This window comes from Pandoraea apista (genome assembly GCF_001465595.2).
Taxonomy (GTDB): Bacteria; Pseudomonadota; Gammaproteobacteria; order Burkholderiales; family Burkholderiaceae; genus Pandoraea; species Pandoraea apista.
In genome coordinates this window covers 2,858,138-2,873,029 of the sequence record NZ_CP013481.2, presented here as the reverse complement: position 1 = coordinate 2,873,029, position 14,892 = coordinate 2,858,138, and the positions used below count along the sequence as shown (strand labels likewise).

At 61.2% G+C, this 14,892-nt stretch carries 15 protein-coding genes; all 15 read left to right on the top strand.

The genetic code is table 11. The features are described from left to right. The first annotated feature begins 11 nt into the window (after positions 1-11). The 15 genes from AT395_RS13245 (at position 12) to AT395_RS13175 (ending at position 14,796) form a co-directional block, all read left to right on the top strand. Entirely contained in the window at positions 12-1,235 is a 1,224-nt protein-coding gene (locus AT395_RS13245) for a M20 aminoacylase family protein (protein WP_109468901.1), read from the top strand. Then, a complete protein-coding gene (locus AT395_RS13240) occupies positions 1,232-2,557 on the top strand; it encodes an MFS transporter (protein WP_048629443.1) in 1,326 nt (441 codons plus the stop codon). The genes AT395_RS13245 and AT395_RS13240 overlap by 4 nt, the downstream gene beginning before the upstream one ends. A gap of 231 nt (positions 2,558-2,788) precedes the next feature. Beyond that, on the top strand, positions 2,789-4,282 hold the full coding sequence (locus AT395_RS13235) for a lyase family protein (protein ID WP_376738375.1): 1,494 nt from the start codon (positions 2,789-2,791) through the stop codon (positions 4,280-4,282). Between the two features lie 165 nt (positions 4,283-4,447). Further along, positions 4,448-4,828: a TraR/DksA family transcriptional regulator gene (locus AT395_RS13230; RefSeq protein WP_048629441.1), complete on the top strand. Its 381-nt coding sequence runs from the start codon at positions 4,448-4,450 to the stop codon at positions 4,826-4,828. Positions 4,829-5,076: 248 nt separating this feature from the next. Beyond that, a complete protein-coding gene (locus AT395_RS13225; RefSeq protein WP_042115944.1) occupies positions 5,077-5,952 on the top strand; it encodes a lipid A biosynthesis lauroyl acyltransferase in 876 nt (291 codons plus the stop codon). A 189-nt stretch (positions 5,953-6,141) separates the two neighbouring features. Beyond that, positions 6,142-6,558, top strand: coding sequence for a universal stress protein (locus AT395_RS13220; RefSeq protein WP_048629440.1), 417 nt, complete (start codon positions 6,142-6,144; stop codon positions 6,556-6,558). Between the two features lie 289 nt (positions 6,559-6,847). Beyond that, entirely contained in the window at positions 6,848-7,168 is a 321-nt protein-coding gene (locus AT395_RS13215) for a DUF2946 family protein (RefSeq protein ID WP_048629439.1), read from the top strand. Positions 7,169-7,260: 92 nt separating this feature from the next. Then, positions 7,261-8,316, top strand: coding sequence for a lipoprotein (locus AT395_RS13210; protein WP_042115942.1), 1,056 nt, complete (start codon positions 7,261-7,263; stop codon positions 8,314-8,316). After that, the gene (locus AT395_RS13205; RefSeq protein ID WP_042115941.1) at positions 8,306-8,890 is read left to right on the top strand and encodes a peroxiredoxin family protein; all 585 of its coding nucleotides are present in this window, start codon (positions 8,306-8,308) and stop codon (positions 8,888-8,890) included. The genes AT395_RS13210 and AT395_RS13205 overlap by 11 nt, the downstream gene beginning before the upstream one ends. Before the next feature lie 463 nt (positions 8,891-9,353). Next, on the top strand, positions 9,354-9,764 hold the full coding sequence (locus tag AT395_RS13200; RefSeq protein ID WP_224787574.1) for a DUF190 domain-containing protein: 411 nt from the start codon (positions 9,354-9,356) through the stop codon (positions 9,762-9,764). 381 nt (positions 9,765-10,145) lie between these two features. Next, the gene (locus AT395_RS13195) at positions 10,146-11,402 is read left to right on the top strand and encodes an ABC transporter substrate-binding protein (RefSeq protein WP_048629438.1); all 1,257 of its coding nucleotides are present in this window, start codon (positions 10,146-10,148) and stop codon (positions 11,400-11,402) included. Between the two features lie 88 nt (positions 11,403-11,490). After that, on the top strand, positions 11,491-12,360 hold the full coding sequence (locus tag AT395_RS13190) for a branched-chain amino acid ABC transporter permease (RefSeq protein ID WP_042115937.1): 870 nt from the start codon (positions 11,491-11,493) through the stop codon (positions 12,358-12,360). A 53-nt stretch (positions 12,361-12,413) separates the two neighbouring features. Further along, the gene (locus AT395_RS13185) at positions 12,414-13,307 is read left to right on the top strand and encodes a branched-chain amino acid ABC transporter permease (protein WP_082118039.1); all 894 of its coding nucleotides are present in this window, start codon (positions 12,414-12,416) and stop codon (positions 13,305-13,307) included. Then, positions 13,304-14,053, top strand: a complete 750-nt coding sequence (locus tag AT395_RS13180; protein WP_042115935.1) for an ABC transporter ATP-binding protein — start codon at positions 13,304-13,306, stop codon at positions 14,051-14,053. The genes AT395_RS13185 and AT395_RS13180 overlap by 4 nt, the downstream gene beginning before the upstream one ends. Beyond that, positions 14,050-14,796 (top strand): ABC transporter ATP-binding protein, encoded by a 747-nt coding sequence (locus AT395_RS13175; RefSeq protein WP_042115934.1) that lies wholly within the window; start codon positions 14,050-14,052, stop codon positions 14,794-14,796. Before AT395_RS13180 ends, AT395_RS13175 begins: the two co-directional genes overlap by 4 nt. Positions 14,797-14,892: the final 96 nt, after the last annotated feature.

Below are 14,892 nucleotides of genomic sequence, written 5' to 3'. Positions count from 1 at the left end.
TTGGAGACACGATGCCCCACGACATCACTGAGTACGCCTTTCCGGCGGTGATCGAGGCCGACATTCCGGCCGACATTCTCGAACACGACGCCAGCATGCGCGCGCTCCGTCATCAGATTCACGCGTATCCGGAACTGGCTTACGAAGAATTCCAGACGAGCGACCTGGTGGCCGGCAAGCTCACGGAATGGGGCTACACCGTTACGCGCGGCATTGGGGGCACCGGTCTGGTCGGCACCCTCAAGGTGGGCGACAACCCGCGCAGCGTAGGCATTCGCGCCGACATGGACGCACTGCCGATTCAGGAGGCCACCGGTAAAGCCTACGCGAGCCAGCATGCGGGCAAGATGCACGCCTGTGGCCATGACGGCCACACCGCCACATTGCTGGCGGCGGCCCGCCATCTGGCGAAGACGCGCAACTTCGACGGCACCCTGCATCTGATTTTCCAGCCGGCCGAGGAAGGGCTGGCCGGCGCGAAGAAGATGATCGAAGACGGTCTATTCGAGCGCTTCCCGTGCGACGCCGTGTTCGCATATCACAACATGCCCGGCTTCCCGGTCGGCAAGATCGGGTTCCGCCCCGGTCCCGCGATGGCATCGTCGGACACCGTGATTATTCGGGTACACGGCCGTGGCGGACACGGTTCGATGCCGAACGACAGCGTCGATCCGGTGCTGGCGGCATCGCACATCGTGGTGGCGCTGCAATCGATCGTGTCGCGCAACGTTGATCCGCGCCGTATGGCGGTGGTCACCGTCGGCGCGATTCACGGCGGCGATGCGCCCAACGTGATTCCGGACAGCGTCGAACTTCGCCTGTCCGTGCGCGCGCACACACCGAAAGTGCGCGAGCAGTTGCGAGATCGCATCATCGAGTTGGTGAACGCGCAAGCCACCGTGTTCGGTGCCCGGGCCGAAATCGACTATCGCTGGCGCTATCCGGCGCTGATCAACGACGCCGACATGACTGAATTCGCGCGTCAGGTGGCGCTGGACTGGCTGGGCCCGCAAGGTTTGATGGAGGACTTCGAGCCGCTCACCGGCAGCGAAGACTTTTCGTTCATGCTGGAGAAGTGCGCAGGCAGCTACCTGATTATCGGTAATGGAGAAGGCGCAGGCGGCTGCATGGTGCACAACCCGCACTACGATTTCAACGACGCGTTGCTGCCGATCGGCGCGACGTACTGGACACGTCTGGTCGAGCGTTTCCTGACCCCGGAGCACAACGCATGACGACGCGCACCGACACCACGGCAGCTCAGGCCGCACAGGCCACGCCGGGCACCGCGAGCGCGCGCCCGGCATCGCTCACGAAGAAGATCGTAGCGATCACCGTCGGCAACGGACTGGAATTCTTCGATTTCGCGATCTACACGTACTTCGCGACCGTGCTGGGCAAACTGTTCTTCCCGGCGGCTTCACCGTTCACGCAGTTGCTGCTGTCGCTGGCGACATTCGGTGTGGGCTTCGTGGTGCGTCCGCTGGGCGGTATCGTGATCGGCAGTTATGCCGACCGCTGTGGCCGCAAGGCCGCCATGACGCTGACGTTGTGGCTGATGGCCGCAGGCTCGGCCGTGTTCGTCGTGGTGCCGACATATGCGCAGATCGGCATGGCCGCACCGCTGCTGCTGATTGTCGGCCGTCTGGTGCAGGGGTTCGCGGTGGGTGGAGAAGTGGGGGCGTCGACGTCGATGCTCCTCGAATACGCCAATGCCAATAACCGCGGCCTGTTCGCGAGCTGGCAGTTGTTCAGTCAGGCGTTTTCGACGCTGCTTGGCTCACTCGTGGGCCTGGTGCTGACCGCCTCGCTTTCACACGATCAGTTGCTTGCGTGGGGCTGGCGCGTGCCGTTCCTGATCGGCCTGGCGCTGATTCCGCTTGGCACGTACATCCGCAAGCATCTGGACGAAACGCACGACGTCGAGCCGTCCAGACGCGGCGCGCGCAGTCCGGTGGCACAGGTGCTGGGAGAGCATCGCCGCGCGCTGGTGCTGGGTATTCTCATGACGGCTGGCGCGACCTCGTCGAACTACATCTCGCTGCACTACCTGACCAACTACGGCGTGGGGGTGCTCAAGCTGTCGCTGTCGAGCGGGCTGTGGGCGTCGTTCGTGGCGGGCGGATTGCAGATGGGGCTGGCGGCAGTGGCCGGAATCGCGAGTGACCGCTGGGGGCGCAAGCCCGTGGTAACGATCGCACGCGTGATCCTGCTCGTATCGATCGTGCCTGCATTTGCATGGCTCACGGCGGCACCCGACACCGGGCGTTTGCTGGTGGTGGCCGCCGTGCTGACGATCCCGACCGTGTTCATCTCGGTCACGACTGTCACGATGATTACCGAGGTGTTCCCGCGGCACATCCGGGCAACGGGCCTGGCGATCGTCTACGGGGTGGGGGTGTCGGTGTTCGGTGGGTTCGCGCAGTTCATCGCGACGTGGCTGATCGCCGCGACCGGCTCCAAGTTGGCTCCGGCGGGTTACGTGATCGTCATCAGCCTGATTTCGCTCGTGGCGGCACTCAAGAGCCGGGAAATGTCGCGTGTGATGCTGGACTGACGAGCTCGATGGCTCAACGGCAGGCACTGTAGGCCAGACAACAACGCCGGTCCTTCCAGGCCGGCGTTGTTGTCTCAGCATATGCCGGCATATGGCGCGATGACGCCGACCGGAGTAAGGTGGCTGCCTGCAGAAAATGCCGGCGCCGATCTCCCTTCGGACGCCTCGACGAACAGGAGACATGCAGTGCACAAGGGACGAATTGCTGGATTAGGACTGTGCCTTATGACAATGCTGAGCGCGCCCGCAGGAGCGCAAACTGCGACCGCACCCGAGTCCGAAATGGCGGCGGTGCCGCGGCGCGACGCCTTTTTCTGGCTGGGCGAAATCAACAAGGCGTCGTTGGTGATCAATACCCGCCAGGGGTTGTTGGACCCGAAGCTCGCGCCGCGCATCGCGACCGGCCTCGATACGGTGCTGCGTGCGGGCGATCAGCCCGGCGGCGCGCGCCCGGATCTGGTCATCACGTTCGAGCCGTTGCTGATCAAGGCTGCGGGTGTCGAGGCGACACTGCTGCATGCCGGCCGTTCCAGTCAGGACATGCTGGCAACGGTGCGCGCCGCGATGTACCGCGACCGGCTGCTCGTTCTTGCCGCGCAACTGCGCACGACAACGGCAACGCTGCGCCGGCTTGCACAACAATACGAATCGACCATCGTGCCGAACTACACCAATGGCGTGGCTGCGCAACCGAACAGCTACGGCCATTATCTGCTGGGGCACGTAGCGGGACTTCAACGCGATGCGCAGCGTCTGCACGAGTTGTATGCGCGCGTGGATCTGTCCCCGATGGGCACGACGGTACTCAACGGCACGAGCTGGCCGCTCGATCGCGACAAGATGGCGCATGCTCTGGGCTTTGCCGACAAGGTTGATAACGCCTACGATGCTGCGCAGATCGCGGCGACGGATTTGCCCGTGGAGATCGGCGCACTGGCCACGAGCATTGCGCTGCATACCTCGGCCTTCGTGCAAGACGTGATGGTGCAGTATGCACAGCCGCGTCCGTGGATCATGCTGCGAGAGGGCGGAGGTAACACGTATGTCTCGAGCGCGATGCCGCAGAAGCGCAACCCGGGGCTGCTCAACGACACGCGCACGGCCGCCTCGATGGTCGTCACGCTCGGCGTGGGCCGCGCGATCACGGCGCATAACATTCCACCCGGCATGAGCGATGCGAAACACATCGACGAGAACATGGCGGTCATCGACAAGACCACGGCACTGCTCAAACGTTGGGATCGTGTGCTGAACGCGTTGGTGGTCGATCCACAGCGTGCGCTTGACGAACTCGACAGCGACTGGACAGCGTCGCAGGAGATCGCCGATGTCCTCATGCGCGAGTACGGACTGCCGTTCCGCGTGGGGCATCACTTTGCGTCGGAGATCGTCGACTACGCGAAGGCACACGACCTTCGTCCGAGCCAATTCCCCTATACCGAAGCACAGCGCATCTTCCGTCAGACGCTCACGGAGATGCAGGTCAGCGGCGGCGAACTTCCGATGAGCGAGGCACAGTTTCGTGCAACGCTCGATCCGGTGGCGATCGTCAGGCATCGTGCGACGTCCGGCGGGCCGCAACCCGCCGAGATGCAGCGCATGCTGACGCGTACCGATCGTGAGCTCGATGCCGACGGTAGGTGGATCGATACGCATCGCCAGACCATCGACCGGTCACTGGCGTCGCTCGATAGCGACTTCCGGAAATACGTATCGGCGGACTAAGGCGCACTGCGGCATGGTGGAGGGCCGCAGTGCAGGGTGCCTTGACCGCGTCGATGTCCTGGGCATAAGGTGATGGCGCATGCGGTCATCGCCAATGTTTGACGTGTCCCCGGCATTGACGCGCGCATGCGCGACCACGCCGTATCCGACGATAGGAGAAGCACCATGCCCGAATCTTCATCGACGCTAAGTCCCGCTTTCATCGAACGACAGCGTAAGCGACTGGAAGCCATGCGCCAGCAGTTGCTCGGCAGCGAAGAGGAGACGATCGCCAACGAGGCGTCGTTGCAGTCGGAGCACGGCGATGAAGCCCACGAATTCGAAGACGACGCGCAGTCGCTGGCACAGGACGAAATCAACCAAAACCTGCGCAATGCCAACGACAGCCGTATTGGCAATATCGAGCGTGCGTTGCAGAAGATCGCGGAGGGCAGCTACGGATTCTCCGACGAGAGCGGGGTCCCGATCCCGCAGGCGCGACTGGAGGTCGCGCCGGAGGCCGTTCTGACCGTTGACGAGCAAAGCCGGCGCGATGCCGGGCGGTGACGGCGCCCGTCTGCCCGTTGGCGTGCCGCTTGGGAATTTGGGGATTATCTCGGGCGTGAACTACCTGTTACACTGTGCCGGCTCGCGAGTCGCCTCAGCGCCAATTGCCGATGATGGCTTGGGTGTGGTGCGGCCCGCGGTCAGTCTCTCAAGCGAAAGCATTCCCACGAAGCTGTGACGAGTAAGCAGGTCGCCGACCTGGCGTTTGAGTTCGTTTTCTTACCGTCACCCTTCATAGGGACCACGCCTTGAAACGCTTCAGCCTTGCGCTCGTAGTGGCGTTGCTACGCGTACTTTCCGTACTTCCGTATCCGTTCGTTGCAAGGCTCGGCATGATGGCCGGCACAGCCTTGTATGCGCTCCCGAGCCGCCGCAAGCATATCGTGCTCGTGAACTTGCGTCTTTGCTTTCCAGAGAAGTCCGATCAGGAACATCAGGCGCTCGCAAAATCCCACTTCCGTCATGTCGTTCGCAGCTATCTCGAGCGGGGCATTCAGTGGTTTGGCAGCGCACAGTCGATCCGGGACATCGTTAAGCTCGACAGTAGAATCGATCTCGATGATCCGAACGCGCCGCCGACCGTTTTCATGGGGTTTCATTTTGTCGGGATCGAGGTCGGCTGCATGCTCTACTCGACGCACCTTCCGGTGGCGTCGCTCTATACACGCATGTCCAGCACAGGCATATGTGATCTGGCCAAACGGCAACGTGGCCGGTTTGGCGCGGAAATGATCGAGCGGGCGACCAGTGCCAAGAAGATTGTTGCACTCTTGCGCTCGGGCAAGCCCGTCATGATTGCAGCGGATATGGACCAGGGCGTCGACAACTCTGTTTTCGTGCCGTTCTTCGGCGTTCCCGCCTGCACACTTACCGCCGTCTCGCGTCTCGCAAAACTAGGCCGCGCGCGCGTTGTGCCGTTCGTGACGGAGGTGCTCCCGAATTATCAGGGGTACAAGTTGACGATCTTCGAACCGCTCGCGGACTTTCCGTCGGGCAGTGACGAGGTCGACGCGCGCCGCATGAATGCGTTCCTCGAGGAGCAGGTCGCCAGAATCCCCGATCAGTATTACTGGGTACACCGGCGCTTCAAGCACCGCCCGACGGGAATGGCCCCGGTTTATTGACCGGGGTTTCGTCCGGCCTCGCAAACGGGCACTCCTGCGCCATGTGCGGCAGCCGATATCGACATCAGCGCTGTTGACACGCCTGCATGCCAACCGCAAATTTTGACGAATTTTATACACGGCGCCCCTGTGCATTTACGTCATTCTTGCGGTGGCAGTGCTTGAATGAAGCTGTCAACGGAGGCCACTATGCTTAAACTGCTCATTCCCGTGCTCGGCACTCAGGGCGCAACCCAGGCGGCGCGTCACGGCGCATTCATGTTCGCGGAGCGATGTGTGTCCGAGGTCGAGATCGTCGAAGTGCTCGACGATGCGGCGGGAAGCCGCGCCGTTGCCTTCCATTCGCTGAGTGCATTGCGTAGACGGGAAAAGCAGGCCACGCGCGACGCGCTCATGCAGACACGGGCGGTTCTCGAGGACGCCGGTGTCCCATACACATGGAAACGCGTGTATGGGCCAGCCGAACGAACCATCGCGCAATGCGCCGCGCAAAGCCATGCGGATATCGTGGTCCTTGACGCCAGCCACCTCGGCTTCTTTCACCGGTGGACCGTCCTTGCCCGGCTTTGGCACTTCTGCTCCACACCGGTGACGATGCTCCACTGAACATACGTTTGCCGATCGTCGTCGAATAGCGACGATCCGTTACATGAGATTACAAACGTAGTTGCCCGCCCGATGCCTCCCGCAGGCAAGTCGCACCTGCGAATCCGGGGGGGCGGCGTTCTTGCGCGCTGGCCTGGTTGTAGCATCAAGTAATAAATCAGGCTGTCGACCGGGCGCTGAGGCGCTATATGGGCGTCGTGGCCGATGCTAGACTCTGCGCGCTAGCCCATTGAATATCATGACAAAGCGCAATCAAAGGCGACTCACCGTTTGGCTTGGCCTTGTCGCCATGTGGCTGCTCGTCGTCGCGCCTTTGGTCAGTAACGTGCTACTGGCGGCACGGGCGGATGGCCCACACGGCCCGCTATGCTCGGCGACCTCGCAATTCGAAAACCCCAATGGGCGTGGCGTCGGCGAGCACTCGCAGCATGCGGTGCACGGCGACGCATGCTGCTACTGTCACCTGCTTGAGCATCACGCGGTGGTGCCTGGCACGCCGCTCGCGGCAATTTACCTCGCGTGCATCGTGGTGGTTCTTGCGGTTGCCACGTTTGCCCAGCGCTGCCTGTCGGCGCCTTTTTATCGGGGCGCCCCCGAGCCCCTCCCTTAGCGTTCTGCGCATGACAACAGGGAATCCCGTGGCGCTACGTCACGGGTGCCCTGTCATGGAGTCGTCTATTCAGAACATACAGGAGGAAAATCATGTCTAGCGCATCGAAGCGTCTGGCGGGGGCCGCAGTTGTCTGCACGGCCGGTCTGCTCGTATCTAATTTGGCGCAAGCTTGCGCCACCTGCGGCTGCTCGTTGAGCACCGATGCTGCCATGGGGTATTCGGCATTGCCCGGATGGCGCCTCAGCTTCGACTACAGCTTCATCAACCAAAGCCAGTTGCGAAGCGGGACAGGCGCTGTTTCGCCCTCGCAAGCTGCTGCGATCAACGACGCGGGGGGCAGCCAGGAAGTCGAAAAGCAGACAATCAATCGCTACTACAACCTCGGCCTGAGCTATAGCCCGAACAGCAGTTGGAATTTCAGCGCTATCGTGCCGTTCATCGACCGTAGCCACACGACCTACGGAAACGCCGGCGCAAGCCAACTGACCCCTGATAATGTCAGCGGTGCCACGAGCAGCGGACTCGGCGACGTCAAGCTGATTGCCAACTTTCAAGGCTTTCTGCCGACGCACAACCTTGGGGTGCAACTCGGCGTGAAACTCCCGACCGGCGCCTACGGCGGTCAAAATGTCGTAACCGGCGCCACGGTCGGGCATCCCGTGTTCTTCTCGACCGGACCGAATGCCGCGGGTGGCCAAGCGCTCGACACGAGCCTGCAACCCGGCACAGGCAGCACGGACATCATCCTCGGGGCTTACTATTACCAGCCTGTGAGTCAGGATTTCGATGCGTTCGTGAACATGCAGTTTCAGTCGGCAGTGATGGAAAGGCTCAATCAGGTCAACGCGGACTATCGTCCCGGCAACCTCACCACGGTGAGTGCAGGGCTTCGTTACGAAGCCAATCCTACGATCGTGCCGCAGCTTCAGATCAACGTCACACGTAAAAGCGCCGATCAGGGCGCGTTGGCCGACACAACGGATACCGGCGGTACCGTGGTTTATCTCAGCCCCGGTGTCACGGTGGCCGTGACACATAACCTCCATGTGTACGGTTTTGTTCAAAAGGCGCTTTACAGCAAGCTGGACGGCTATCAACTGTTTCCCCGCTGGACCGGGAACGTTGGAGTTTCTTATGCCTTTTAAGCGATTGAACCCGCACGCCGGTCCGTCGTTGCCGCGGCGTCGGTGGTTGCAAGCCGCGGGAGGAATCGCCGCGAGCGCCGGGTTATCGGGATGGTGCTCACAAGCCCAAGCAAACGGCCTGACGGTGGGGCAGCCGGCGCCACCGCTGGTGCTGCACGCGCTGGACGGCCGTGAGTTCGCCACGCAAGCGCTGCGTGGCCAGGTCGTTATTCTCACCTTCTGGGCAACCTGGTGCGATCCTTGCCACGAAGAGTTACCTCTGCTGTCTGCCTACGCAGAGCAACATGCGCGCGACGGGCTTCAGATTCTGGGCTTCAGTCTGGATACGCCGGAGAACCTGCCCATGGTGCAAAAGATCGCTGCGAGCCTGAGTTTTCCCGTGGGATTTCTGGGCAGCGCATACGCCGGCGGGTATGGGCGAATCTGGCGTATCCCTGTGAACTTCGCGATTGATCGCGCGGGTCGGTTAGCGCACAACGGCTGGGACGATCCGGCGCCGCCTGCGTGGACCGCCCAACGTCTCGAGAAGTTCGTCACGCCGCTATTGCAGGCGTCACAATGGCGTCGGGAATGACCGCAGAACCTGAACAAACGGAAGTCCCCGTTAAGCACCGGCAAACGCCAACGCCGGAAGCGGCGCACGCTTGGCCGACGAGGTCGGACGAGCTGCTTCGTGCAGCGGGGTACGACCCTGATGCCATTCGACGGCGAACGGAAAACGGAACGGCCTGGCGGATACTTCCGAGGCATCTGCTTGCCGCACTCGCCGCGTCGATTCTCGTCCCTGCGCTAGCGCTAGGCGCATTGGCGGTGATCACTCGTCTCCTCCTGGCATGGGTCTAGATGAAACGCTCCTGCCGGCGCGCAAGTTAATGGCTGAGCACGGCATGAGATCCCCCAGAGGGGCCACAGATCAATGCGAGTTTCCCGGCAACAACTACGTGCAGGCTATCCATATCGCTTCCCGATAGCGTCAAAGGCATAGGAGACGGGCCGGCTGCCCGATCTCCCGGTTCGACTGTACGAAAGGTGGTGTCGTGTCCACTCGCCGGGAGAGGAGGGCGATCACTGAGGCCCTCGCCTCGACCTATACTTCAGTCGTCGATCAGCAGTCGCTGTTTTCTCCGGCCATGGACGGTTGCCAACTCACATTCTTCTTGCGTCAGAACCAGACGGTGAATCATTTGCCGTTTGTCGACTGGCTGCTTGAGCAAGTGCGAAAACGCCACATTCGCGGCGCGACCGTAGTGAGTTGCTCCGATGGCATCGATCATCTGGGTAAGAGACACGCCGCCCGTTTCTTTGAACTCGCCGACCAACCCGTCGAGATTGTCCTCGCAGTGACTGACGAGGAAGCCGACATGCTCCTTTCGATTGTCAGAGAAAGTGGGGCACACGTTTTCTATACCCGGTGCCCAGTGCAATTCGAAAGCATCGGCCCGGTTTGAACCACCGTTAGCCTATTCGGGCTTCAATCACCGCTGCCCCGATTGTCGCCATCTGGCGCGCGGCCAATGAAAAGACGCCACGGAGCAATGCCACAGGCTATCGCGACTCCTGCTAACCGATATAGCCCGTAGCCCGGAAGGCCGTGGCATCAGCAACAACCGACCGTCGGCGCCGAAATTTGACCTATATTCAATTCAGTGGCTTTCAGCGGAATTTCCCCTGACAGGGCAATTCGGCAGAGAATCCCCGAGGTGCTGACCTGTCCCTGTCATTTGGGCCCCGCTTCGGGTTCGCGAACTGAATGCCCCGCATGCCAGCTTCGCGCCGAAGGTTTCTGATACTCCCCCTCCGAGGTTGGTCGACCTGGAAGGAGAGTGAAAATGAAAAATCAACAGGAACTCGACAAACCTAGCCGTAGAACCCTTCTTAAGTTAGTTGCAGCGACCGGCGCCTGGCAATTGGCCAGTCCTTTCATCATCAAGGCGCGCGCCGAGACGCCAATCAAATTCGGCCTCTGCAACCCCCTCACGGGCACCTACGCACAGCTTGGCAAAAACGAGCAAATCGGTTGCGAGCTTGCTATCGAGCAGATCAATGCCAAGGGAGGGATCCTTGGACGGCCGGTATCGCTGGTGGTTGAGGATTCGACCAGCGCCGACACCGGTGCTGCGGTGCAAAAAGCGCGCAAGCTGATCGAGCGCGATCACGTAAATTTCCTGCTTGGCAATGTGAACTCTGCCATGGCACTCGCCATCGGGCAGGTGTCGAACGAGTTGCGTACGCTGCATATCGTGACCGGCGGCCATACCGACGCCGTGACGGGTACCGATTGCCACTGGAATGTATTTCGTGTGTGCAACACCACGCGCATGGAGACCAACTCGGTATCGAAACTGCTCTTCGATAAGTACGGAAAACGCTGGTATTTCATCACTCCCGACTATGCGTTCGGTCACACGCTGCAACAAGGCTTCGAAGCGAGTCTGAAGCAGTTCGGCGGCACGGAGGTCGGTGCGTCGTTGACGCCGCTCGGCGCCACGGACTATTCGTCGTACCTGATCAAGGCACAAGCCGCAAACCCGGATGTCATCATTTTCCTCACCGCCGGGGACGACGCCGTCAATTCGCTGAAACAGGCCGTGCAATTCGGTCTCGACAAACGTTTTCATCTGGCGGGGGCGCAGCAGGAGCTTGAGGTGCTGGAAGGCTTACCGCCCAACGCCCGTATCGGCACATGGGTGTTCGAATGGTATTGGAATCAGCCCAACGTACCTCACGTCGCGCAGTTCGTCGCTGACATACGCCGGAAAATCGGGCGGGTACCCACAGCCAGGCACTGGTTCGGTTATGCGTCCGTCTGGACGGCAGCGCTTGTGGCAAACCAAGAGAAGACGCTCGATGCCGTCAAGCTCGCGCACGCCCTCGAGGGCTTCAAGCTACCCCCGGAAATCGGGCTAATGCCGTACACGCCTTTTTATCGCGCAGGCGACCACCAACTCATGCCATCGCTTTATGTCGGGCACGCAGTAGAGCAGGGCCCCACACCGGAGGACCTGTTCCACGTCGATACCGTCATCAGAGGCGAAGACGTCGCGTTGCCGGTCCAACAGACCGGGTGTCATATCACCTGGGCGTAATCGGTCGTCACCGAAGCACGCATATCCGACGGCCGATCCGGCGTATGGCATGTATGCCGGATGGGTTTGCCAAAGGCAAGATGCCCGTATGACGCAGCTCATTCTCTTCAACGTGTTCAACGGGGTAATCATCGGTGCGTTTTACGCGCTCATGGCCTTGGGGTTGTCGCTGATCCTGAACCTGAGTGGAGTGATCAACTTCGCTCATGGCGGGTTTCTGGCATTGGGCGCGTACCTGGCGTACACGATGATGCCCTACACCGGCTTCTGGTTTGCGCTCCTCCTGGCACCGGTGCTCACCGCCGCGCTTGGGTTACTGGTCGAAGCGCTTCTGATCCGACGTCTGTACGGCCGAGATCCGCTCTACAGCCTATTGCTGACCTTCGGGCTGGCCTTCATTCTTCAGGACGGCACGCGCTTCCTCTGGGGCGCTCAGACGTTGCCGTACCAAATTCCCGACATCTTGAGCGTGCCTTTGAGCGCCACGTTTTTCTTTGTCACCGGGTATCGCTTGTTCATGGTGGTGCTCGCCATCGCGGTCGTGGCCGGGCTGTTTCTGGTGCTGAACAAAACCCGCCTGGGTATCCGCATTCGCGCCGGTACGGCCGATCTCGAGACCGTCGCGGCTCTTGGTGTGAATGTGCGCATCCTGCGCAGCCTGAACTTCGGTCTGGGTATCTATCTGGCCGGTCTGGCGGGCGTGCTTGCCGCCGGCATGCTTGGACTCTCGCCGACCATCGGGGATTCGCTGATCATGCCCAGCTTCGTGTCCATCATTGTCGGCGGGCTTGGCAGTCTGCCGGGCACGCTGTTAGGGGGATTGCTGATCGGCGTGGCGGCCAGCGTGACAGCGGTATTCTTGCCGTCGGCTTCCGAGGCGGTCATCTACGTGATGATGGCGCTCGTGCTACTGGTCAGGCCCCGGGGTCTCCTGGGAGAAGTCGGGAGGATCAAGTGAGTCAGGCTTTGCGACATCTGAGCAACGGACTCGTCGGGGCCGCGCTTCTGACCATGCCTTTCTGGATCGGCGCGATTGGCGGCTATCCGGCATTGGGCACGCGGGTGCTTGTCATGGCGTTGGCCGCGATGGCGTTGAACTTCCTGCTGGGATTCACTGGCGTGCTCTCTTTCGGCCATGCGGCTTATTTCGGCCTCGGCGCCTACGGCGTCGGCATGACCATTCGCTATCTGACACCGGACACTCTGCTCGGAATCCTGATTGGCGTTGTCGCCGGGACATTGGCTGCGGCGGCGATAGGGGCGCTGATCGTTCGATTACGCGGTGTGTACTTTGCGATGGCAACCATCGCCTTCGGTCAGGTCTTCTATTTCATTGCGTTTACGTGGAACGCGGTTACCGGCGGCGACGACGGTCTGTCGGGCTGGCATCGCATGCCGATCCGGCTCGGCTCGTACGCCATCGACATCTTCTCCGACGAACGCCTGTTCTACTACTTCGTGCTTGCATGCTTCGCGATTTCGGTGACCATCATGGCAGCCATATTGCGTTCGCCCTTCGGCCACACGCTTCTGGCGATCCGCGAGAACGAAAAGCGCGCGCGCTTCCTGGGCATTCCGATCGAGTGGCATATCTGGTTGTCGTTCGTCATCTCGTGCTTCTTTGTGAGCTTGGCTGGCACACTCTTCGCGCTGCTGAATAACTTTGCGGACCCGCATGGCCTTCGGTGGGATCAGTCGGGCGACTTCGTCATCATGGCGGTACTTGGCGGAATGCGGTCGTTCTGGGGACCGTTGATCGGGGCTGCGATCTTCGTGGTGGTCCAGGATTTCATTTCGAGCCGCACCGAGAATTGGATGTCATTCATTGGCCTGCTGTTCATCCTGGTCGTGGTGTTCTTTCCGCGCGGTGTTCTTGGCGTGCTCGATCGGCGAGGCAGACCATGAGCCTGCTTGTCGTCGACGACGTCTCGCACCAGTTCGGCAGCCTGCATGCCGTGGACAGGGTATCGATGTCGATCGACATGGGCGAGCTACGTGCGGTAATCGGCCCAAACGGCGCTGGAAAGACGACGTTTTTCAATCTGCTCAGCGGTCTGTATCTACCGACCGCGGGCCGCATTCTATTCAAGGGCGAAGATGTCACGGCGATCCCTGCCCATCGCCGCGTCACGATGGGAATGGCGCGTACCTTTCAGATTACCGAGGTCTTTCCTGAACTCTCCGCGCGCGAGAACGTACGCTTTGCGGTCGAGATCGCAGCCCACCACCGCCTTGATTTGTGGCTTCCCTCCGAGGAGCGCCGACGGATCGAGACGCGTACCGATACGTTGATCGGGCTGGCCGCCTTGTCTGAGCGCTGCGACCGAAGTGTGAACGAGTTGCCGCTGGGGGACCAGCGCGCCACCGAGATTCTGATGTCGCTTGCGCTCAATCCGACGCTTTTGCTGCTCGACGAGCCTACGGCGGGTATGGCTGACCAGGAAACTTACGAGATCACGCAACTTATCCGTAAGCTCAATTGGGAGCAGGGGCTGTCGATGATCCTGATCGAGCATGACATGCGTGTCATTTTCGAGTTGGCGCAACGCATCACAGTACTCGCAGAAGGGCGCGTGTTAGCCGAGGGCACACCGCCGGAGATTGCCGCGAACGAACAGGTGCAGGCCGCCTACCTGGGAGCGCCGAAATGAAGGTACTGGAAGCCAACGGGTTGCAGACTTATTACGGCAAGAGTCATGTTCTTCACGGCGTATCCATCGAGGTACGGGAAGGGGAGATCGTGGCTCTCCTAGGACGCAATGGCGCGGGCAAAACCACGACTTTGCGCAGTCTGATGGGCTTGACGCCACCCCGCGACGGGAGCATTCGCATGTTCGGCAAGGACACCACCGACTGGCCGCCATTCCGTACGGCATCGCTCGGCGTAGGGTACGTCCCCGAGGGGCGCCGTGTGTTTGCAGGCCTGAGTGTGGAGGAGAACCTGCAGGTACCGCTTGAGCGCGCCGGAACATGGAGCGTCGAGCGCATCTATAAGACCTTTCCGCGCTTAGGCGAGCGCCGCGCAAGCAAAGGCCACCAGTTGTCTGGTGGGGAGCAGGAGATGCTTGCGATTGCCCGCGCGCTCATGCTCAATCCAAAGCTGCTGCTGCTCGACGAGCCGTCTCAAGGTTTGGCGCCGCGAATCGTACAAGAGGTTTTCAACGTTGTGGTGGCAATGCGTGACGAAGGCATCTCCGTATTGCTGGTCGAGCAAAACCTGCGTGCGGCTTTGTCAATTGCGGATAGCGCCTGTGTGCTCGATGACGGGCGGGTGGTCTACGTTGGGAACGCGCGCACATTCGCCAGCGACGAGACCCGGGTGCGCGAGCTGGCGGGCGCGTCGGCAGCCCAGTGGCGATCGGCTGATGAAAGCGAGGGGAGGGCTCGAAAGTAAAACACCTCCCGTCAAGACATAAGACTGGAAAGCGTCTTCACTCCGGCGGCAACCCCGCAACCCCGCAGTCCTGCTGGTGCGTTTCGCGCGCTGAAA